Source organism: Blastomonas sp. AAP53, assembly GCF_000331245.1.
Classification (GTDB): Bacteria; Pseudomonadota; Alphaproteobacteria; order Sphingomonadales; family Sphingomonadaceae; genus Blastomonas.
Window position 1 is genome coordinate 40913 of record NZ_ANFZ01000002.1, and the last position, 21051, is coordinate 61963.

General features: G+C 64.7%; 23 protein-coding genes. 11 read left to right on the forward strand and 12 right to left on the reverse strand.

Annotation, left to right across the window (positions count from 1 at the left end; translation table 11 throughout):
• Positions 1–126 precede the first annotated feature (126 nt).
• From rpmI to D618_RS0100225, 3 genes are all read left to right on the forward strand, one after another.
• Positions 127–330, forward strand: coding sequence for a 50S ribosomal protein L35 (gene rpmI / locus D618_RS0100215; protein WP_017669464.1), 204 nt, complete (start codon positions 127–129; stop codon positions 328–330).
• A 44-nt stretch (positions 331–374) separates the two neighbouring features.
• Positions 375–737, forward strand: a complete 363-nt coding sequence (gene rplT / locus D618_RS0100220) for a 50S ribosomal protein L20 (protein WP_017669465.1) — start codon at positions 375–377, stop codon at positions 735–737.
• A 98-nt stretch (positions 738–835) separates the two neighbouring features.
• A complete protein-coding gene (locus D618_RS0100225; protein WP_152414453.1) occupies positions 836–2173 on the forward strand; it encodes a hypothetical protein in 1338 nt (445 codons plus the stop codon).
• Here D618_RS0100225 and D618_RS0100230 read toward each other — a convergent pair.
• Together D618_RS0100230 and D618_RS0100235 are read right to left on the reverse strand one after the other, a co-directional pair.
• Positions 2170–2703 (reverse strand): DUF177 domain-containing protein, encoded by a 534-nt coding sequence (locus tag D618_RS0100230; RefSeq protein WP_017669467.1) that lies wholly within the window; start codon positions 2701–2703, stop codon positions 2170–2172. The two genes, D618_RS0100225 and D618_RS0100230, sit on opposite strands and share 4 nt — an antisense overlap.
• Entirely contained in the window at positions 2703–3230 is a 528-nt protein-coding gene (locus D618_RS0100235; protein WP_017669468.1) for a ubiquinol-cytochrome C chaperone family protein, read from the reverse strand. Before D618_RS0100235 ends, D618_RS0100230 begins: the two co-directional genes overlap by 1 nt.
• Positions 3231–3407: 177 nt before the next feature.
• Here D618_RS0100235 and bamE point away from each other — a divergent pair, with 177 nt between their 5' ends.
• Positions 3408–3905, forward strand: coding sequence for an outer membrane protein assembly factor BamE (bamE, locus tag D618_RS0100240; protein ID WP_040369994.1), 498 nt, complete (start codon positions 3408–3410; stop codon positions 3903–3905).
• Positions 3906–3929: 24 nt separating this feature from the next.
• On the opposite strand, the gene D618_RS0100245 is transcribed toward bamE, so the two are convergent.
• A complete protein-coding gene (locus D618_RS0100245; protein WP_017669470.1) occupies positions 3930–5246 on the reverse strand; it encodes a hemolysin family protein in 1317 nt (438 codons plus the stop codon).
• 220 nt (positions 5247–5466) lie between these two features.
• Between D618_RS0100245 and D618_RS0100250 the strand changes: the two genes are divergently transcribed.
• On the forward strand, positions 5467–6147 hold the full coding sequence (locus D618_RS0100250; RefSeq protein ID WP_017669471.1) for an OmpA family protein: 681 nt from the start codon (positions 5467–5469) through the stop codon (positions 6145–6147).
• Positions 6148–6187: 40 nt separating this feature from the next.
• Here D618_RS0100250 and D618_RS0100255 read toward each other — a convergent pair whose 3' ends face one another.
• The 3 genes from D618_RS0100255 to D618_RS0100265 all read right to left on the reverse strand — a co-directional run bounded on the left by D618_RS0100255 (position 6188) and on the right by D618_RS0100265 (position 8922).
• Positions 6188–7858 (reverse strand): formate--tetrahydrofolate ligase, encoded by a 1671-nt coding sequence (locus D618_RS0100255; RefSeq protein WP_017669472.1) that lies wholly within the window; start codon positions 7856–7858, stop codon positions 6188–6190.
• Positions 7859–7927: 69 nt separating this feature from the next.
• Positions 7928–8530, reverse strand: coding sequence for an OmpA family protein (locus tag D618_RS18845; RefSeq protein WP_017669473.1), 603 nt, complete (start codon positions 8528–8530; stop codon positions 7928–7930).
• Positions 8527–8922, reverse strand: coding sequence for a FecR family protein (locus tag D618_RS0100265; protein ID WP_017669474.1), 396 nt, complete (start codon positions 8920–8922; stop codon positions 8527–8529). The genes D618_RS18845 and D618_RS0100265 overlap by 4 nt, the downstream gene beginning before the upstream one ends.
• Before the next feature lie 83 nt (positions 8923–9005).
• On the opposite strand from D618_RS0100265, the gene D618_RS17235 reads away from it, so the two are divergent.
• On the forward strand, positions 9006–9422 hold the full coding sequence (locus tag D618_RS17235; RefSeq protein WP_017669475.1) for an ATP-binding protein: 417 nt from the start codon (positions 9006–9008) through the stop codon (positions 9420–9422).
• A gap of 16 nt (positions 9423–9438) precedes the next feature.
• Here D618_RS17235 and D618_RS0100275 read toward each other — a convergent pair whose 3' ends face one another.
• Complete coding sequence (locus D618_RS0100275) at positions 9439–10278, reverse strand: helix-turn-helix domain-containing protein (RefSeq protein ID WP_017669476.1); 840 nt, start codon at positions 10276–10278, stop codon at positions 9439–9441.
• 299 nt (positions 10279–10577) lie between these two features.
• The gene (locus D618_RS0100280) at positions 10578–12395 is read right to left on the reverse strand and encodes a DUF885 domain-containing protein (protein WP_017669477.1); all 1818 of its coding nucleotides are present in this window, start codon (positions 12393–12395) and stop codon (positions 10578–10580) included.
• Between the two features lie 119 nt (positions 12396–12514).
• Here D618_RS0100280 and D618_RS0100285 point away from each other — a divergent pair, with 119 nt between their 5' ends.
• The 5 genes from D618_RS0100285 to D618_RS0100305 all read left to right on the forward strand — a co-directional run bounded on the left by D618_RS0100285 (position 12515) and on the right by D618_RS0100305 (position 17782).
• Complete coding sequence (locus D618_RS0100285) at positions 12515–13546, forward strand: quinone-dependent dihydroorotate dehydrogenase (protein WP_017669478.1); 1032 nt, start codon at positions 12515–12517, stop codon at positions 13544–13546.
• A gap of 292 nt (positions 13547–13838) precedes the next feature.
• Positions 13839–14045, forward strand: coding sequence for a DUF2061 domain-containing protein (locus D618_RS0100290; RefSeq protein WP_017669479.1), 207 nt, complete (start codon positions 13839–13841; stop codon positions 14043–14045).
• A gap of 42 nt (positions 14046–14087) precedes the next feature.
• On the forward strand, positions 14088–15812 hold the full coding sequence (gene ggt / locus D618_RS0100295) for a gamma-glutamyltransferase (protein WP_017669480.1): 1725 nt from the start codon (positions 14088–14090) through the stop codon (positions 15810–15812).
• A gap of 112 nt (positions 15813–15924) precedes the next feature.
• The gene (locus tag D618_RS0100300) at positions 15925–17031 is read left to right on the forward strand and encodes a histidine kinase (RefSeq protein ID WP_026091119.1); all 1107 of its coding nucleotides are present in this window, start codon (positions 15925–15927) and stop codon (positions 17029–17031) included.
• Complete coding sequence (locus tag D618_RS0100305) at positions 17021–17782, forward strand: LytTR family DNA-binding domain-containing protein (protein WP_040369969.1); 762 nt, start codon at positions 17021–17023, stop codon at positions 17780–17782. The genes D618_RS0100300 and D618_RS0100305 overlap by 11 nt, the downstream gene beginning before the upstream one ends.
• A gap of 59 nt (positions 17783–17841) precedes the next feature.
• On the opposite strand, the gene D618_RS0100310 is transcribed toward D618_RS0100305, so the two are convergent.
• The 4 genes from D618_RS0100310 to D618_RS0100325 form a co-directional block, all read right to left on the reverse strand.
• Positions 17842–19320: a phytoene desaturase gene (locus tag D618_RS0100310; RefSeq protein ID WP_017669483.1), complete on the reverse strand. Its 1479-nt coding sequence runs from the start codon at positions 19318–19320 to the stop codon at positions 17842–17844.
• Positions 19321–19440: 120 nt separating this feature from the next.
• Positions 19441–20238, reverse strand: coding sequence for an SDR family oxidoreductase (locus D618_RS0100315; protein ID WP_017669484.1), 798 nt, complete (start codon positions 20236–20238; stop codon positions 19441–19443).
• The gene (locus D618_RS18850) at positions 20235–20588 is read right to left on the reverse strand and encodes a putative quinol monooxygenase (protein WP_017669485.1); all 354 of its coding nucleotides are present in this window, start codon (positions 20586–20588) and stop codon (positions 20235–20237) included. The genes D618_RS0100315 and D618_RS18850 overlap by 4 nt, the downstream gene beginning before the upstream one ends.
• Positions 20585–20995, reverse strand: a complete 411-nt coding sequence (locus D618_RS0100325; RefSeq protein ID WP_017669486.1) for a nuclear transport factor 2 family protein — start codon at positions 20993–20995, stop codon at positions 20585–20587. The genes D618_RS18850 and D618_RS0100325 overlap by 4 nt, the downstream gene beginning before the upstream one ends.
• Between the last annotated feature and the right edge of the window lie 56 nt (positions 20996–21051).

Sequence of the window (21051 nt, forward strand, 5' to 3'; positions counted from 1 at the left end):
CCCCGCACATGGCACCTTGCATTTGGTCGCGAATCCCGGTAGGCGCGCACGCTTCCGACAAAGCGGGCTGGCTGGTTATGGGCTGCCACGTTCGCTTGATACGGACTTCCATGTAAGGAGACCAAAATGCCCAAGCTGAAGACCAAGAGCGGTGTAAAGAAGCGCTTCAAGCTCACCGCCACCGGCAAGATCAAGCACGGAGTCGTTGGCAAGCGTCACCGTTTGATGAGCCACAACGCCAAGTATATCCGCCAGAATCGCGGCACCAGCGTCATTTCCGATGCCGATGCCCGCACCATCAAGAAATGGGCACCTTACGGCCTGGGTTGATCCCGGTCCTCTCCCATCTCTTAGAAATTCAAAGGATATAGTTTATGGCACGCGTCAAACGGGGTGTTACCACCCGCGCCAAGCACAAGCGCATTCTCGTACAGGCGAAGGGCTATTACGGCCGTCGCAAGAACACCATCCGCATCGCACGTCAGGCCGTCGAAAAGGCAGGCCAGTATGCGTATCGCGACCGCAAGGCCAAGAAGCGCAACTTCCGCGCTCTGTGGATCGTGCGCATCAACGCCGCAACCCGCATGGAAGGCCTCACCTATGGCCAGTTCATGCACGGGCTGAAGCTTGCCGGAATCGAGCTCGACCGCAAGGTCCTGGCCGATCTGGCGATGCATGAAGCCGAAGTGTTCAAGGGCCTGGTCAAGCAGGCACAGGACGCGCTTCCCGCCGCCTGAGCCTTTCCTGGCTGACACACGCGACAAGCGCCGGAATCCTTGGGGATTTCGGCGCTTTTTGCTTGCGCGTCGAAGGCGTTGCCGCCCAAGGGCTGCGCATGACGCACAGCCCTGAAGATCGGCCCGCCCGCCGCGGATTTCGTCTGCGCTGGGCTCTGGTGCTGCGAATGTTCGCGGTGCTGCTGCTGGTGCTTGCCGGTCTGGCGATCAGTACCTCCCCTGCCGTCACCTCGCCCGCGCCCCCCAACGCGAGGAATATCGATCTGGCGCGCGCGGTGGTCGAGCAGGTGACCGGCGAGGGCAACACCGCCGGGACACGGCTGGCGCTCACCCTGTCGCAGGCTGAACTTGATGGCTTGGCCGCATTGGGAAACCAGGTGCTGGCCCCGGTGCGGGTCGACGCCCGGCTGGTGCCGCCATCACCGCCCGCGAAGGGCCCATCGGCCAGATCCGCGCAGCGCGCTCCGCTGCCTGAAATGGTGGCGCGGATCAGCCGGCCCCTGCCGCTGGGTGCCTGGCTGAATCTGGAGGCGCGCGTCACCAGCCAGCCCGATGGCAAGGGGCTTCCCATCGTTCGAGCAAAGATCGGCCGCGTGCCGGTGCCTGCAGCATTGACCCGGTTCGTCCTGCGCCGCAGCTGGCTGGCGCTGCAGGGCGATGTACCGGCTCCGCGCACACTGGACGAGACGATCCCGCTGGTGCGGATCGGGGCGCAGCGGGCAGAGGCTGTTCTGATCCATCCGGGGCGCAGTGCGGCCTTTGCCGGTCTGTCGCGCTTTGGCGGGGTCGATCCGGACCCGCGATGGGTGGCGCGCGCCTATTGCGCGCTCGCCGTGCATGCCGACCCGGACCTTGCGACGATCGTTCGCCGTGCATGGCGGATGCCGCGACCCGTGCGGCTGACGCCGGTTGAGCAGAACCGGGGGTTGCTGATCGCAGTGGCGATGCGCACCATCCCCGAATATCGCGACCGGCTGGCAGGGCGCGCGCAACCGCTGGTTCGCCGCTGCGTGGCCCCGCCAGAGCCGTCGGTCACGCTGGCGGGCCGTAACGACCTTGCCAAGCACTGGGCGATGTCCGCGGCGCTGTCAGTCACGCTGGGGAGCAATATTGCGCAGTCGCTGGGGGCGTGGAAGGAACTGTCGGACAGCCTGTCCGGCGGAAGCGGCTTTTCGTTTGTCGACATCGCCGCCGATCGGTCCGGCGAACGCTTTGCCAATGCGGCGACCGACCCCCAGCTCGCGCGGTTCGTCCAGACCCGGCTTGCAGCCGTCACGGACCCCCAGTTGCTCGCCAGCAACGCACTGGCCCGACCCGAAGGCCTGGACGCGGCAATGTTTGAACGGGTCTACGACACCGTCGATTCGCCGGAATACAAGAGCGCGGTAGCCGCCATCGACGCATTGCTCGACGATGTCGGGGTGCCCAAGCCTTAGGGCTTGGATGTCTTGAGAGCCTGTAGTGCTGCAAACGGACCGCTGGCCTCGGGCGTCGAGATGCCATATTCGGCGCGCGCCGCATCGGCGCGGGGGCCTTCGGCATAGGGGTCGATCTCGAGCGCCAGCGTCTGCGCGATCGCTTCGCCCAGATCGAGCGTGCTGCCGGTAAACGCGATGGTGTCCAGATCGTCGCCGGCCAGCTCGATCTCGTCGCCTGCATCGGCCAGAGCTGCTTCATAATCGGCCTCGGGCAGGAAGCGCAGGCGATAGTCGCAGGCGACGCGCACCGGAAAATCCTCGCCCGAGATCGCGCAGGCCTGCACCAGCTTTGCTTCGATCCGGCCGGTCACGTCCACGCCGGCGGCGTCCTGCGTCAGGTTCGCGGTCGCGGTCAGCGTACCGATCGACACGATCTGGAAGCGGCGGGCCAGCGCGGCGCGTTCGTCTGCATCGGCGCTCAGTTCGACCGGATGGCGCGGCAGTGCGCGCAGATCGATCGGGCGCGAAAATTCGGTGGGTTCCTGCATCAGAACTCTCCCTGCATGACCTTCTGCACCAGAAGCGTCCTGAGCCGGGCATAGAGCGAAGCCAGATGTCCGGCGCTGGCGGCCACCGCATCGTCGGCCACCGGGGCATCGCGATAAAGGTTGCGGCGCAGCGCCTGTTCGAGCTGCGGGCCATCGCCTGCCGCCAGCGCGGCGCGATAGGCACCCAGCCGCCCGCCCAGCGCGCTCATCATCTTGCCGATATGCTTGCCGACGATCAGATCGCCGACGCCATTCTGGCGCAGCTGGCCGTCCATGTCGTCGACGAACAGCTCGGCGACATGCACCGAGAATTGCCGGACGGCCTTGTCCGTATCATCGTCTTCCAGCCGCAGCAGCACGGCGCACAAGACGGTGCACACCGCTTCGAACCGGCCATCGACGCTGTCTGCCACCTGCCCGTCGAGGTACCAGAACGGGTCGCGGCCGTGTTGCACGATCCGTTCGTAGCAGGGGCGGGCGGCCTCGCGCGGGTCGCTGCGGCCGAAAATGCGGGAGAGAAATGACATGATTCAGGCTATATCCAGAGCGATTGGGCGGCGTTAAGCCACAATTCATTGGCCACTTGTGATGCAGCGCCTTAGTGCATATTGAGGCGGCTACGGCAAGTTGCAAGGGATGGGGCCTGGCCACGCCCCGCCTGTCGCCTGCCGCCAGACGAGCGGATATACCGCCAAGGAAAGATGATGACCAGCAAAGCCCAGACCCACCGCGCGCCCCGTCGCTTCCAGACCCGCGCTGCCCTGCTGGTGGCGCTGACCGCGCTTCCGCTGCTGGCCGGCTGCGGCCAGCTGCGCGGACATCAGGGCTTCATCTACGATCAGACGCTGGCGACGCAGATCCTGCCCGGGGTCGATAACCGCCAGTCGGTGGAGCGGACCCTGGGCCGCCCGACCTTCACCGCGCAGTTTTCCGACAACGAATGGTATTATTTCGCGCGTGACACGCGCCAGCTGGCCTTTGCCAATCCGCGCCCGACCGCACAGCAGGTGATGCGCGTGCGCTTTGACGCGGCAGGCAACGTGTCTGCGGTGGATATGACCGGTCTTGATCAGGTCGCAAATATCAGTCCTGAGGGCAAGAAGACGCCCACGCTGGGCCGCAATCGCAGCTTCTTCCAGGATCTGTTCGGCAATATCGGCGCGGTGGGTGCGCCCGGTGCAGGCGGCGGCGCTCCGCAATAAGCGCCGGTTCGGGGGGCAGGCCTGTCAGTCTGTCGCGTCCGAGATCAGGCTGACCAGCAGCTTGTCGACCTTGCGGTTGTCCATGTCGACGATCTCGAAGCGCCATCCCTGATCGTTGAACACCTCGCCCTCCTTGGGCAGGTGGCGCAGGCAGTGCAGCACATGGCCCGCAGCGGTGGCGTAATCGCGGTCCTCTGACAAGGATATGCCCAGCCGCTCGGCCATCGCGTCGGCAGGCAGCGCGCCCGAGATCAGCAGACTGCCATCGGCGCGCTCGACCACCATCGGCGAATCGCCCTCACCCTGATCGGAGGCGAAATCTCCGACCAGCGCCTGCAGCAGGTCTGCCGGGGTCACCAGCCCTTCAAAATGGCCGTACTCGTCATGCACCAGCGCCATCGGCACCTCGCCCTTCTGCAGGGCCTTGAGCGCATCCATCGCGTCGAGCTGATCAGGAACGATCGGCGCAGTGCGCGCCAGCGCCACCAGATCGAGCGGCGCACCCTCGATGATCGCAGTCAGCAGATCGCGCACGGTGACGATGCCGATGATGGCATCGACCGATCCATTGGCCACCGGCAGGCGGCTGTGCGGCGATTCGGTCATCAACCGGCGCAGGTCGTCCAGCCCGGCCTCGGCGGGCAGCCAGTCGACCTCTGTGCGGGGTGTCATCACCTCGCGCACCGGGCGGTCCGCCAGGCGCACCACGCCCGAGATGATTGCGCGCTCCGATTCCGCGATGACCCCGGATTTGGTCGCCTCGGCAAAGATCATGTGCAGCTCTTCGGCGGTGACGATGTTTTCGGATTCGCGATTGAGCCCGAGCAGCCGGAAGATCAGCGCGCTCGACTGGTCGAGCAGCCACACCAGCGGGGCCGCTCCGCGCGCCATCAGGTCCATCGGGATCGCCATGATGACGGCCAGCTCTTCGGCCTTGCGCAGTGCGAACTGCTTGGGCACCAGCTCGCCCACCACCAGTGACAGATAGGTGGTCACGCCGATCACCAGCGCAAAGCCGATGGTGTCGGAAATATCCGCAGGGACGCCGACCAAGGCCAGCCGGTCGCCGACAGGCGCGCCCAGGCTCGCACCCGAATAGGCGCCTGCCAGAATGCCGATCAGGGTGATGCCGATCTGCACGGTGGAGAGGAACTTGCCGGGGTTCCCGCCCAGCCTGATCGCGGTGCGCGCGCCCTTGCTGCCCTCGCGTGCCATCGCCTCCAGCCGCGCGGTGCGCGCCGAGACGATCGCGAGTTCGGACATCGCGAACACGCCATTGAGCACGATCAGTGCCATGATGATGACAACGTCGAGCCAGGGAAAGGGGGGGAGAGGGTCCATCGGGCCTTATGCAGTTTGCAAATTGCACCCTATATCCGCGAAGCGCGCGGTGTCACGCGCTTTTGCAACCGAACCGGGGCCAGACCCCCGCCGCCGCAAATGTAAAGTTGATTGAAGTTACAATTCCGTTCGGGAACCATTCAGCCGCCCAATCGAATAAGGGATGAGACGTTGCGAGGCTGACTTGCGACCAACAACCGAAACTTGCGGGAGCCAATCCATGAATTCCAGAACCCTCCGTATCGCTGCGTTTGCAGGACTTTCCAGCCTGGCGCTGGCGGCGTGCGTCACAGACCCCGAAACCGGACAGCAGCGCATCAGCAAGTCCGCGATTGGCGGAATCGGCGGCGCTCTGGGTGGTTATCTGCTGGGTGACATCGTCGGCGGACGCCGTGATCGGACCGAGAAGATCGTCGGTGCAGGCATCGGCGCGGTCGCAGGCGCCGGCATTGGCTATTATCTCGACCAGCAGGAGCGCGAACTGCGCCAGAAGACTGCAGGGACCGGCATCGATGTGGTCCGCGATGGCGACAGCCTGCTGCTCAACATGCCCAGCCAGGTGACCTTCGATGTCGACAGCTCGGCGGTGAAGCCGGAATTCCGCAACACGCTCAACGACGTTGCCTCGACCCTGGTGCAGTATGAGAGCACCTATATCGACGTGTACGGCCACACCGATTCGACCGGCAGCGACGCGTACAACCAGACATTGTCCGAGCGGCGCGCGCAGTCGGTCTCCAGCTATCTCTCGACCCGCGGGGTCCAGCAGGCTCGTCTGGCAACGCGCGGATTCGGTGAATCGCAGCCGGTGGCATCGAACACCACCGAAGACGGCCGCGCGCAGAACCGCCGCGTCGAAATCCGCATTGTTCCGGTGACCCAGGCCGATGTGAACGGCTGATATCAGCTTCCCCCTCCTGTTAGCGGGAGGGGGAAGGCTTCTAGAACAGCCCTTCGATCTGGCCATCCGCATCGAGGCGGATCGTTTCGGCCGCAGGCACGCGGGGCAGGCCGGGCATCGTCATGATCTCGCCGCAGATTGCCACGACAAATCCCGCGCCCGCGCTCAGCCGCACCTCGCGTACAGGCAGCACATGGCCCGTGGGTGCGCCCAGCAAGCTGGGATCGGCGGAAAAGCTGTACTGCGTCTTGGCCATGCACACCGGCAGATGTCCGTACCCCGCCTGCTCCCAGCGATCGAGCTGCGCCAGCACCGCAGGCGTCGCAGAGACCGATTCGGCGCGGTAGATGCGCTTGGCCACTGTCTCGATCTTGGCGATCAGCGGCTGATCATCGGCATAGAGCGGCTGGAAGCTCGCCTCGCCGCTGGTGGCGAGCGCCGCGACGGAATGCGCCAGGCCTTCTGCGCCCGCGCCGCCCTCTGCCCAATGGCGGCACACATGCGCCTCGCAGCCCTGGCCCCGCGCGACCTCCAGCAGCACCGCGATCTCGGCATCGCTGTCGCTGTGGAAATGGTTGATTGCCACGACCACCGGCACGCCGAACTGGCGCAGGTTCTCGATATGCCGCACCAGATTGACGCTGCCGCGCCGAACCGCCTCGACGTCTTCGCTTCCCAGGTCTGATTTGGCGATGCCACCGTTCATCTTGAGCGCGCGCACCGTGGCGACAATCACCGCCGCGGCCGGGGTCAGTCCTGCCTGGCGGCATTTGATGTCGAAGAATTTCTCCGCCCCCAGATCCGCGCCGAAGCCAGCCTCGGTGACCACGAAGTCACCCAGCGCCAGCGCGGCGCGGGTGGCGATCACCGAATTGCAGCCATGCGCGATGTTGGCGAACGGCCCACCGTGCAGCAGCGCGGGGTTGCCCTCCAGCGTCTGCACCAGATTGGGCTTGATCGCTTGCGCCAGCAGCACCGCCATGGCGCCTGCGGCCTTGAGATCCTGCGCGGTCACCGGCGTTTTGGCGCGGGTATAGCCGATGACGATCCGCCCCAGCCGTTCCTCGAGATCAGCCAGATCGCGCGCCAGGCACAGGATCGCCATCACTTCGGACGCCACGGTGATGTCGAAGCCGCTTTCGCGCGGGAAGCCGTTGCCGACGCCGCCCACCGACTGGACGATCGAACGCAGCGCGCGGTCGTTGAGGTCGAGCACCCGCCGCCAGACGATCCGGCGGACATCGATGTCGAGTGCGTTGCCCCAGTGGATATGGTTGTCGATCATCGCCGACAGCAGGTTGTGCGCCGATGTGATCGCGTGGAAATCGCCGGTGAAATGCAGGTTGATGTCTTCCATCGGCCCGACCTGCGCATAGCCGCCGCCGGTCGCGCCGCCCTTGGTACCGAAACAGGGCCCGAGCGAAGGTTCGCGCAAGGCCAGCACGGTCTTGTGGCCGATCCGGTTCAGCGCGTCGGCAAGCCCGACCGATGTCGTGGTCTTGCCTTCGCCCGCAGGCGTGGGGTTGATCGCCGTGACCAGGATCAGCCGCCCCTTGGCCGCAGCGCCATCAAGCCCGGCGGCGGTCAGATCGATCTTGGCCTTGTAATGGCCGTAAGGTTCTACGGCAGCGGACGTCAGCCCCAGCCGGTCGGCGATGGTGGCGATCGGCTGAAGCGTGGCGGCGCGCGAAATCTGGATGTCGGTGAGCATGGGGCCTCTGCATGACGAGCGTATCGCAACGGTCGTAATGACCGTGCGCGCGCTGGCAAGACCGGACCATCAGCGGACGATGATCTCCACCCGGCGGTTGCCGCCATTTTCGGTTTCGTCGGGTGTCTCGAAGCGCAATTCGCTCTCGCCCCGGCCGGTGGTGGTGATCGCATCGGTGGGAAAGCCCAGTTGCACCAGCCTGCCCTTGATCTCGTCTGCGCGCTTTTGCGAGAGGACGAGGTTATAGTCGGGCTTGCCGACCGTGTCGGTGTACCCGATGATCTCGATCTCCGCGCCTGGCCGTGCCTTGAAGTGGCGATCCAGCGCCTCGATCATGCCCTCGGATCCCGGTGCCAGATCGGTGGTATCGGGCACGAAATACATGATGAACCGGGCAGGCGGTGGTGGCAGATCGTTGATCAGCATCCGCTCGTCGGGCTTCAACCCGTCCTGGCCCACGCCCTTGGGCCGCGGTGCGCAACCGGCGAGCTTGGTGCGCGTGAACGAACCCGCGATGGTCGATCCTTCCGGATTGGCGCATCGCTCGTCGATGACGGCAAGCGCGCCTTCGGACGATCCGTCCTCGTTATCGAGCAGCAGCAAAGATGGCCCTGCGCATCCCGCCAACAGTATCGGCAGCAGCGCTGCCCCCAGCCCCCCGGCGCGCATCATCCGGGCACATTCACGATGAAACGGGTGCCGCGTACGCCCAGCAAGGATGTCGGCGTGCGCACCTTCATCGCGTCGCGCCGTGACTTGGCGATCTGGCCCGAGACGACGCCTAGCGATCCGCGCTCGACCCGTGTTTCAAAGGTGCCGCTGCGCGTGGTACGATCAAAGTCGAACTTGTCGACGGCGACCCGGCTGTTGGGGCCGACGGAAAAGCGGGTGTTGTCGGCAAAGGATACAGCGATCTGTCCGCCCTTGCCGGTGACCAGAACATCGCCGGGCAGCAGCGCGGTACCGACCGCCGGGCTGACCCGTGTGCCCTTACGCTCGATCGAGGCTTCTCCGCCGCTCTTCTTGATGCGGCCAATATCGGCCCAGGCCGGCTGAGCAGCCATGGCCAGAAGTGAAAATGTAACAAGCAGTCCGCATTTCATAATATGCATCCCCTCTTGCCCGCCAACATGGCATAACCTTGTGCATGAACCGGCGCAATTTGAAACCGCATCGTTGCGATCTGGACGCGAATGGTCCCGAATCGATACATCGCGCGGTCGAGCTGGTCCGCGCGTTCAGCCAGGAGCATACACTAAAGCCTGCACAATCGGCAAAGCTGGCGGTGCTGGTCGAGGAGGCGGTGACCAATCTTTACGATCATGGCGGCGTCACCGGCGGTTTTTGTGGCTGGCTTGAGCTGCAGGACGCCGCGACCGGGGCGCAGGTCCGGCTGGGCGATAACGGCCCGCCGTTCGACCTGCGCACTGCGGTGCAGAGCGATGGGCCCAATCCGGATCGCGGCGGCGGGGCTGGGCTGGCGCTGATCCAGGCCTGGGCGGATATCACCGATTATCGCCGTGAACCGGACGGCAACGTGCTCGAGCTCACGCTGCGCAGCTGAGGGCCGCACGCGTGATTTAGGTCTCTGCCACCAGCGGGTTGATGCTGCCCTTCAACTGGCCGCGCTGGTCGATCAGCCGGGCCAGATCACCCTCACCGGTGCGCAATCGCGTCGGCGTGGTTCCCGCAAACAGCTTCAATTCGCGGATCATGTGCGATTGGTCGTAAAACGCATCGCGCAGGAAGTCCGCCTCGTCCGGCTGCGCATCGATCAGCGCGCGCGCCGCGCGCAGGGCGCGGTATTTGCGCGAGAGATATTTGGGCGGCATGCCGTACAGCTGCTTGACGCGCCGGGTCAGCTGCCGTTCGGACAGGCGGCTCTGCGCGTGCAGATCGTTGACCATCGGTGACACGCCAGAGGCAAGCCAGCCATCGACCATCCGGGTGAAGGCGATCATCTCGGCGCTGGCCTCCTCGATGATCGGCTGGAGGATCGAATCGGCCGCAGCGCACATCTGGGGCAGCGAATCGAGTTCGCGCACCAGCTCCAGCCGCTGGTCGATATTGGGGAAGATGGTCGATGCCGGAACGACGCGATCCAGAAAATCGGCGGCGCTCTGCTGGGTCAGCGCCCCCCATCCCGCAGCGGTCAGCCCCAGGCCGAACATATGGAACGGCCCTTCGATTTCGAAGCGCACGGCCGCGGTCGTCGGGCCGATCAGGACAGCGCCGGTGCACCGGGTGGAGGTGCCATCGGGGAAGTGCATGGTGACGCTGCCACAGGTGCCCAGCCTGAGCTGTGCGATCGCGGCGCGCTCGCCATCGACGATATAAGGTTCCGGGCAATCAAAACGATAATAGACGGACACGAACTCACGCAGCGACTCGCCTGGCAAGGCATATTCGAGATTCGGCATTCGCGACCCCAATCACACGTGCAACGGTCAAAGGCCCTGTTGAGCCCCGCCGTGCCGGTTTTATCGTTCTGTCGACCCGCTGATGCCTATACCTCCAATCCGGACCAAAAAAAAGGCGATCCCGCCACAAAGTGCAGGATCGCCTATTAGGAAAAGAACTCTCGGCGTTGCCGCCTTGAGCCCTTCGGGTCGCAAGGCGGCTATAGGAGATGCGATCAATCGAGGATTGGATGGATTCGACATATTGAAAAATCGAGTAAAATCCGTGGGCTCCCGAAAACTGGCCCCATTCCTGGTTTTTAGCCTCCCTGGGTGATCCAGCTGTCGATCCGCTCTTCCAGGACGGTCAACGGAACAGGCCCGCTTTTCAGCACCGCATCGTGGAAACGTCCATATTGGAACTTTTCACCCAGCGCCTTTTGCGCCCGCTCGCGCAGTTCCATGATCTTCAGCTTGCCGATCATATAGGCCGTGGCCTGGCCCGGATAGACCACGTACCGCTCGATCGCCTTGGAGATATCGCCTTCGGGATTGGGGGTGTTGTCGGTCAGATAGCCGATCGCCTGTTCGCGGCTCCAGCGCTTGTGGTGGATACCGGTGTCGACCACCAGGCGGCAGGCGCGCCACAATTCCATCCCCAGCCGGCCGAAGTCGGAATAGGGATCTTCATAAAAGCCCATGTCCTTGCCCAGTTCCTCCGAATACAGGCCCCAGCCTTCGGTATAGGCGGTGACCCCGCCGAAGCGCCGGAACGGCGGCAGATCGCCCAGTTCGGTCTGCACCGCGCGCTGCAGGTGATGGCCGGGCAGGCCTTCATGATAGGCCAGTGCCTCCAGCTCGGTCGAGGCCATGTCCTTGAGGTTGTAGAGGTTGACATAATAGGTGCCGGGGCGCGATCCGTCGGGCGCGGGGCTCTGGTAGAACGCCTTTCCGGCCGATTTCTCGCGAAACGCCTCGACCGACTTTACCGTCAGCGGTGCCTTGGGCAGCGTGTTGAAATAGTCGGGCAGCCTGGCCTGCATCGCCTTCAATTTGTCGTCGACGGTGGCGAGATAGTCCTCGCGCGTCTTGAAATAGAAGCGGTCGTCGGTGCGGACGAAGGCGAAAAATTCCTGCAATGTGCCGGAAAAGCCGACGGTCTTCATGATGGCGCGCATCTCGCCATGGATGCGCGCGACATTGTCGAGCCCGATCTGGTGGACCTCATCCGGGGTCAGATCGGTGGTGGTGTAATTGGCCAGCCGCTCGGCATAATATGCCGCGCCATCCTTGAACCGCCAGATGCCGTCTTCGGCAGGCGCGATCGCCTGCTGCCGTTCCATTTCGACAATCAGTCGCTCATACGCCGGCTTGACGCTGGTCAGCAGCGCCTGCCGCCCGGCCTCGATCAGCGTGGCCTTGTCGGCGGCGGGAAGGTCGAGCGCTTCGACCTTCTTGCTCAGGTCGGCCAGCAGCGTGGATGGCGCGCCATTGTCGAACGGTGCGCCCTTGATGACGTTGCGCGCATCATCGAGGACAAAAGGGTAAACCCATTTCGGCGGCATCACGCCGGCATCGGCGCGCACGCGCGCCTCGGCGATCAGGCCGTCGAGGCGCGGCCCGATGCCCTGCAGCCGCATGACATAGGCTTGCGCATCGCTCTTGTTTGCCACGCGGTGAATGTTGATCAGGAACGCGGGCATCTGGCTTTGCGCGCCGTTCATCTGGTCGAAGACATAGCCGTTGCGGCGGAAGGGGTGCGCCTTGGCAGCACGCTCGGCCTGATATTCGAACAAGCGGTAGCTCAGCCGGTCCTCGGGCGAGAGCGTCTCGGGATCGAACCTTGCCTTCATCGATGCAAGCGCCTGTTGCCCGCGCGCGAAGTCGGCAGCTTCGGCGGCATCGGACGGATCGTTCCATTTGCCGTAATCGGCATCGCGAATGCCGCGATAGGCCTTGCCCTGCGGCGATGCGGCGAGGTTGGCCGCATCGACCTGCTCGAAGAATGCCGCCAGTTCGGCGCTGGGCGATTCGGCTGCTGCGGGAGCCGCAGGAGCTGACTGGGCAGAGGCCATGCCGGTCCATGCCACCGGACTGGTGGCCAGCAACAGGGCACAGGCGAAGGGGCGCAGGCTCATAAGGTGACTTTCCGTTATCATGTCGTTGGTTATGGCAAACCGTATACGGCAGGGCGAACCGGGTAAACCTTCAGCCCCGCGCTTGACCATCGGCCCGTCGCAAAGCCATAGGCTGTGCCATGCTGTTTTCGATCGCCCGGCCCGCCCTTTTCCTGCTCGATGGCGAGGCCGCGCACCGGCTGACCATCGCCGCGCTCAGCCTTGCGCCTGCCTCTGCGCCACCTGCCGCCGATCCGGTGCTGGCAATGAACGTGGCGGGACTTGATTTCCCGACCCCCGTGGGACTGGCACCAGGGTTCGACAAGAATGCGCAGGCGCCGCATGCGATGTTCGGCTTCGGCTTCGGCTTTGTCGAGATCGGCACGGTGACGCCGCTGCCGCAGGAGGGCAATCCGCGTCCGCGGCTGTTCCGGCTGGTCGAGGACAAGGCGGTGATCAACCGCATGGGCTTCAACAATGATGGAGCCGATGCGGTGGTCGCGCGGCTGCATGCGGGGCAGGGGCGCGCCGGGATCATCGGCGTCAACATTGGCGCGAACAAGGACTCGACCGACCGCATTGCCGATTATGCAGTGATGACGCGCACGATGGCACCGCTCGCACGCTATCTCACGGTCAACATCTCCTCGCCCAACACCCCCGGCCTGCGTGCGCTGCAGGACGCCGGTGCGCTGTCTGCGCTGCTCGATGCGGTGCTGGAGGCGCGCGGCCAGGCCACCTGTCCGGTGTTTCTGAAGCTCGCGCCGGACCTGGAGCCAGCGGATATCGACGACATCACCCGGATCGCGATGGACAAGAGGCTCGATGCGCTGATCGTGTCGAACACCACGATCAGCCGTCCTGCGCTGCGTTCGCGCCACGCAGGGGAGGCCGGCGGACTGTCGGGCGCGCCGTTGCGCGATCTGGCGCAGCAGCGACTGCGCGACTTCCGAACGGCCAGCGGCGGCGCAATCCCGCTGATCGGCGTGGGTGGTATTGCCAGCGCCGAGGATGCCTATGCCCGCATCCGCGCAGGCGCGTCGCTGGTGCAGCTGTATTCGGCATTGGTGTACGAGGGGCCAGGGCTGGCCGCGCAGATCAACCGGGGCTTGAAGGCATTGCTCAAGCGCGACGGCTTTGCGACGCTGGCCGAGGCTGTCGGGGTCGATTGAGGGGCGACACCCATCCGGTCCCCTGCGCAGGCAGGGGCCCATCTCCAGAGCTCTCGAATCCATTCATTGACGGCGCGAAAGCGGCGAGAACAGGAGATGGACCCCTGCCTGCGCAGGGGACCAGCAATTGTTGCCGCCTGCCATCGCCTGTCCACCTGGCGGGATGCTAGCACATTGTTCGTACTGGGCCTTTGATCGACCAGCTCGATCAACGCTCGGCAAAACCTTCATTGGCTTTCCGTTATGCAAATCATTATCAATAAGCCTGTTGCCGCATGACAGGAGATTTGAGATGCCGCGCGATCTTGCCAAGACCCTGAGCTATCTGGCGGTACACCTCACCATCGGGTTTTCCGTGGCTTATGCGTTTACCGGATCGATCGAGATTGCCAGTGGGCTGGCGATCATCGAGCCGATGGTGAACGCGGTCGCCTTCTTCTTTCACGAGAAATTGTGGGCCGGGCGGTCTGCGCCCTTGGCTGACGCGCTGCCCGCCTGATGTGGCGCTTGCCGCAGCGCAACATGGCGGTATAACTGGGGTATGATCGCATTGTCCCGCCCGCTGCTCGCAGCTGCCTTCGCCCTGTCCTCCTTTTCGATGGCCTGCCACGCGCAGGCTCCGGTGCCGGCTCAGACCTCGGCCGCCGCCGCGCCGGGCAAGGGCGTGGTCTCGTCGGCTGATCCGCGCGCGACCGCTGCGGGCCAGGAAATCCTGCGCAAGGGTGGCTCTGCTGCCGATGCGGCGATGGCGATGATGCTCGCGCTGACCGTGGTCGAACCGCAGAGCTCAGGCATCGGTGGCGGCGGGCTGCTGCTCCATCACGATGCCTCGACCGGCGAGCTGTCTACCATCGACGGGCGCGAAATGGCGCCAGCGTCTGCCAGCGAGCAGCTGCTGCTGGGGGCAGATGGCAAGCCGCTGCCGTTTGTCGAAGCGTTCCAGGGCGGGCGCAGCGTCGGTGTGCCCGGCAATATCCGGCTGATGGCGATGACCCACGCCAAATGGGGCAAGCTGCCCTGGGCGGACCTGTTCGCGCCCGCGATCCGGCTGGCCGACGAGGGTTTTGTCGTCAATGACGCGCTCGCCAATGCGCTCGCGCGGCTCGCGCCGATCTGGGCGCGCTTTCCCGATGCCCGTGCGATCTACTGGAACGCGACGGGCCCCAAGAAGACCGGTGATCGCGTGACCAACCCGGCGCTGGCAGAACTTCTGCGCGCGGTCGCCAAGGGTGGCCCCGATGCCTTCTACACCGGCAAGCACGGCCAGGCCCTGGTCGATGCGGTGAGCAAGGCACAGGTCAACCCGGTGGAAATGACGCTGGCCGATCTGGCTGCCTACAAGGCCAAGCAGCGCCCTGCGGTGTGTTCGCGCTATCGCGGCTACAAGGTCTGCGGCATGGGCCCGCCGTCCTCTGGCGCGACCACGGTGCAGCAGATCCTGGGCATGCTCCAGCCGCACGATATCGGCGGCATGGGTCAGAGCGATCCGAAGACCTGGCACCTGATCGGCGAGGCGATGCAGCTCGCCTATGCCGACCGCGAGACCTATCTGGGCGATGCCGATTTCGTCTCGGTGCCGGTCAATGGCCTGCTCGACCCGGCCTATGTCGCGAGCCGCGCAGCACAGATCGATCCGGGCAAGGCGCTGAACCGCTATGAGGCGGGCACGCCGCCGGGGGCTCAGCCGCGCACCGCCGCTGTCTCGAGCGAGGTCGCCGGAACCACGCATTTCGTCGCGGTCGATGGCGCAGGCAATGTCGTCAGCATGACTTCGACGGTCGAAGGCCCGTTCGGCAGCCAGCTGATCGCCAACGGCTACTTCCTCAACAACGAGCTGACCGATTTCACCTTCGCGCCCGAAAAGAACGGCGCCAAGGTCGCCAACCGCGTGCAGCCCGGCAAGCGGCCGCTGTCGTCGATGTCGCCGCACATCGTCTATGACGCTGCCGATCGCCCGGTGCTGGCGGTGGGCTCTGCCGGTGGCAAGCGCATCATCATGCACGTCACCAAGGCGCTGATCGGCGTGATCGATTTCGGCCTGCCCGCAGGCGATGCGCTTGCCCTGCCCAATATCTATTTCGGCAATGGCTCGCTGATGGTCGAGGGCAAGACCGAGCTGGGCGGCATGGACGAGGCGCTCGCCGCATTCGGCCAGCCGGTGGTGGTGAGCGACCTGGGATCGAAGCTCAACGCGGCGCAGTTCGACGGCAAGAGCTGGACCGGCTATGCCGATCCGCGCAGCCCCGGTGTTGCGCTGGCCGAGTGAGTATCTGACCAGGGGCGGTTTGCTTTCGACCAAACAGGTCCCCCGTTCGACCAGCATGAGGGGGCAGGGCAGACAGGCCGCTCATCGCCGGTTAAGACGGATGGCGATGAAGATGCCCGTTATCCCCCATGTCCGCCCCCGCGTCGATCAGCAGGTTGCGCTGCTCTCGATCCTGGGGTTCTGGCTGTTCTACATGATCATCGTCACGCTGCGCGCGGCGGTGCTCGACTTTCCCGCGCAGGAAGAGCTGGTCATCCGCCGCGTCGCGGTGACGGTGTTCGGCGTGGTGGTCAATATCGTGATGTATTTCGCGCTGCGCTGGTTCGAGGACAAGCCGCTGACCCCGCGCATCGTGGCCGCCGTGGTCGGCTCGGTACCGGCAGCGCTGGCGATCTCGGTGTTCAACTATTACGCGTTCAACGTCTATGATCCGATGAGCGTGTTCCAGGACAATGAGCTCAACGAGAAGATCGTCACGCTGGATCCGGTGGCCAACGTGATCGAGTTCGCCATCTCCAGCTATTATTTCCTCAGCTCCTGGGCGATGCTCTATCTTGCGCTCAGCTATGCCGCAGAGGTCCGCACCGCCGAACGCCGCGCCGCGCGCTTTGCCCAGGCCGCACAGCAGGCGGAACTGCGGTCCCTGCGCTATCAGGTCAATCCGCACTTCCTGTTCAACACGCTCAACTCGCTCTCGACCCTGGTGCTGCGCAACCGGCCCGACGAGGCCGAATCGATGATCATGAACCTGTCGACCTTCTACCGCACCAGCCTGACCGGCGATCCGCTCGACGATGTGCCGCTGGCCGACGAGGTGCAACTGCAGCAGCTGTATCTGGCGATCGAGGCGGTGCGCTTTCCCGACCGGCTGCGGATCGAGATCGACATTCCCGATGAACTGATGAACTGCTGCGTGCCGGGGCTGATCCTGCAGCCTCTGGTCGAAAACGCGATCAAATACGGCGTCGCCCGCGCGACGCGGCCAGTCACCATCCGCGTAGCCGCGCGCGAGGCCGATGGCGTGCTGCGCCTGACGGTGAGCGATGATGGCGATGTCATCCCGACCGATTCGGACAAGGGCAGCGGCATCGGCCTTGCCAATGTGCGCGACCGGCTGGATGCGCGCTATCGCAGCGCGGCACGGATTGAATGGCATGCACCTTTTGAAGGAGGCTTTGTGGTCGAACTGACGTTGCCGGCGGTGCGCCATGACTGTTGAGGCTGATGGTGCGCCCTTGCGTACAATGATCGTCGACGACGAGCCGCTCGCGGTCGAGCGGTTGCAGCTGCTGTGCGCGCGGTTGCCGCGCATCGCGCTGGTCGGCACTGCGAGCGATGGCGAATCGGCGCTGCGGCTGGCCGAACAGTTGCGGCCCGAGCTGATCTTCCTCGACATCAACATGCCCCGACTGGACGGCATGGGTGTCGCGCGCGCGCTGGGCAAGACCGAGCAATCGCCCGCGATCATCTTCGTCACCGCCTATCAGGCGTTCGCGGTCGAGGCGTTCGATCTGGCGGCCATCGACTATCTGCTCAAGCCCGTCGCCACCGACCGGCTGGAGCGCGCCGTCGCGCGCGTGCTCGAACGGCGCAGCGCGGTGCTGGCCAATCCCGAACCGGCAGAGCCCGTTCCCGGCGGCTGGGTGCGCGAGTTCTGGGTGCCGCACCGCAGCGAATTGAAGCGGATCGATGCCGACCTGATCGAGCGCATCGATGCCGAGCGCGATTACATGCGGCTGCATGTCGGCACGCGCAGCTATCTGATGCACGAGACGATCAAGACGCTGGAAGAGCGGCTCGACCCGTCGCGCTTCGTCCGCCTGCACCGCTCGCACATCGTTCGCAACGACTACATCACCTCGCTGCGCCACAATGGCGGCGGCGTGTGGTTCGCGTGCCTGGCCGACGGTAGCGAACTGCGCGTCGGGCGCACCTATCTGGCACGGGTCAAGGAAATGGCGGGACGTTAGGCGCCAGCCATTTGCGCGGATCGACCCTCCCCGAGGCAAGCCCCGGGGAGGGGTTCAGATCACAGCATGTCTTCGAGCATCAGCGCGGCGGTGGCCTTGGCGCTGCCGACCACGCCGGGAATGCCCGCGCCCGGATGCGTGCCTGCGCCCACGAAATACATGTTGGGAATGGCATCATCGCGGTTGTGCGTGCGGAAGAACGCGCTCTGCGTCAGCAACGGCTCGAGGCTGAACGCGCTGCCCAGATGGGCGTTGAGATCGCTGCTGAAATCCTGCGGCGTATAATGGAAGCTGGTGACGATCCGCTCGTGGATGTCCGGGATCAGCCGGTGGCCGATCTCGTCGAGAATGCGCTTTTCGTAGATCGGGCCCATTTCCTTCCAGTCGATCGGCAGCTTGCCCTGATGCGGCACGGGAGACAGGACATAGAAGGTGCTGTGGCCCGGAGGCGCCATGCTGGGGTCGGTGACGGTCGGGTGGTGCAGGTAGAGCGAGAAGTCCTTCGACAGCACGCCATGGTCGTAGATGTCGTCGAGCAGGCCCTTGTAGCGCGGGCCGAACAGGATCATGTGGTGCGGAATGCCCGGCCAGTCGCCCTTGATGCCGAAATGCGCGACGAACAGCGAGGGCGAGAACTTCTTCTTCTTGAGGCTCGCCGCCGCGCGCTTGCCGCGGCCCGATTTGCCCAGCAGGTCGCGATAGCTGTGCATGATGTCGGCGTTGCTGGCCACCGCATCGAAATTCTCGCGCCAGCCGCTCTTTGTCACCACGCCGGTGACCTTGTCGCCCATCGTCTCGATCTCGGTGACCGGATCATTGAGGCGCAGCGTGCCGCCGATCCGCTCGAAATGCGTGACCATGCCGGCGATCAGCTTGTTGGTGCCTCCTCGCGCGAACCAGACGCCGCCGTCCTTTTCCAGCTTGTGGATCAGCGCGTAGATCGAGCTGGTCTTCATCGGGTTGCCGCCGACGAGCAAGGTGTGGAAGCTCAGGGCCTCGCGCAGCTTCTCGTTCTTCACGAACGACGAAACGATCGAATAGACCGAGCGCCAGGCCTGATATTTCATCAGCGCGGGCGCGGCCTTGATCATGCTGGCAAAGTCGAGAAACGCCTTGTGGCCGAGCTTGAGATAGCCCTCGTCGTGTACGCCGGCGCTGTATTCGAGGAACTTGTCATAGCCCGCGACATCGGCGGGGTTGAGCTTCTCGATCTCGGCGCGCAGGCCCGCCTCGTCGTTCGAATAATCGAAATTGGTGCCGTCGGGCCAGTTGAGCCGATAGAACGGCATCACCGGCATCAGCTCGACATCCTCGCTGATATGGTGGCCGCTCAGCGCCCACAATTCCTCGAGGCATGGCGGATCGGTGATCACGGTCGGACCGGCGTCAAAGGTGAAACCGTCCTTTTCCCAGAAATAGGCGCGGCCGCCCGGCTTGTCGCGGCCTTCGATAATGGTGGTGGCAATTCCGGCAGATTGCAGGCGGATGGCGAGCGCCAGCCCGCCGAATCCCGACCCGATGACAGCAGCTTTCTTCACGTGATAATTGGCCCCTGGTTGCGACCCGAATGCGCGGGCAGATTGTGCAGCACTATAGCGTTACGTTTGCAATGTGCCAGCAGATGCGGAGCTTTGCTGCAATCAGGCCGCCGGGTAACCTTACTGCGCCATCGCCGCCATGGCTGCCCCTACGGATGCCGCGATTTCCTCCGGACGCGGATTGCGCCGCAAAGTGAGCCCGCCATTGGCATGGATATTCTGCCCGGTCACGAAGGTGCGATCGTCGCACAGCCACAGCACGGTGTGCGCGATATCGTCCGCCGTGCCGATGCGGCCCAGCGGATATTCCTTCGCGAAGGCTGCCTCCAGCCCTGGGGTCGCCACCGCGCTCGCCGCCATCGGCGTCGCGGTCAGCCCCGGCGAGACGATATTGGCGCGGATGCCCTGCGGCCCATATTGGTTGGCAAAGCAGCGGATCAGCGCCTCGGACCCCGCCTTGGTGCCGATATAGGCGGCGTGATCGTGGATCAGGCACTGCGTGGTGGCCGACGAGATCTGGATCACTGATCCGCCGTTGGTCATCGTGCGCAGGCAGGCATTGAGCAGGTGGTGGACGCCGGTGAACTGCAGCGCGACCATCTGGGCGAGATCTTCATCGGTCACATCGGCCCAGGGCTTCATCAGGCCCCAGCCGGTGGCGTTGATCGCGATATCGACGCTGCCGTGGCGCGCGGCGACACCATCGAACAGCGCATCGACATCCGCGCGCGAGGTGAGGTCGCAGGTGACTGCTTCGCCGCCGATCTCGGCGGCCAGCGCTTCGAGCGGTTCGCGCTTGCGGCCCGCGACGATCACCTTCGCGCCCGCGCCCGCGAGTAACCTTGCGATCACTTGCCCCATGTTCTGGTCACCCGCCGCGCCGATGACGATCGCGGTCTTGCCCGAAAGGTCGGTCATGCTGCGGCCTCGCTGACAAAGCGCGCGGTGGCAACGCCATCGGGGCCGTAGACCGGCTCCTTCAGGTCGAACCGGTATTTGCGCGTATCGGCATGGAGGATCGTGAACTGCGAGAGGTGCCCCAGCATCCCTTGATAGGCGGGCCCTTCGAGATGGACCTGCAACTCGTCGGCGCTGTCCCATTCCTCGAACACATGCACCCGGCCTGGATCGTGCGGATCGGCGCTCCAGGCGTAGTGACGGCAGCCGGCTTCTGCGAGCGCCATGGCGATCAGCTCTTTCGCGCCAGCCAGCGCAGCGTCGCGATTTTCGGGTGGAAAATCCACCTCTCCGGCGATGACTATGCTCATTTGGGTTGGGTCTCCTTCAGGACGCTGAAATGCCGCTCGGCAAAGCGCCAGCCATCGGCGGTGCGGGCGTAGACATCGAGATACTGGCCGATCGGGCGGCTGACCGACCCATCGGCGAGTTCGAGATATTCGTGGGTGTAGACCCGGCCCGTGGCGCGGTCGCCATCGATGGCGAGGCTCCCCATCTGCGCGAAGAACGCCACGAACGGGAAGCCGGACATGGCCTGCGTCCACAGGCCGACGATCGCCTCGCGCCCGCGCACCTCGGTGCCCATCAGGTTCCATAGCGCGTCCTCGGTCCAGGTCGCGCCCCAGTCCTGAGGGTCGCGGCGAAACACCGCATCGGTATAGCTGTCGATCAGCGCGCGGATCGCGATCTGGTCTTCTGCGGGGCCACTAAATGCCATGTCGTGAAATTCTCCCGTGTTCCCGAGCCCTTCGACTGGCTGGCAAGCCAGCCGCT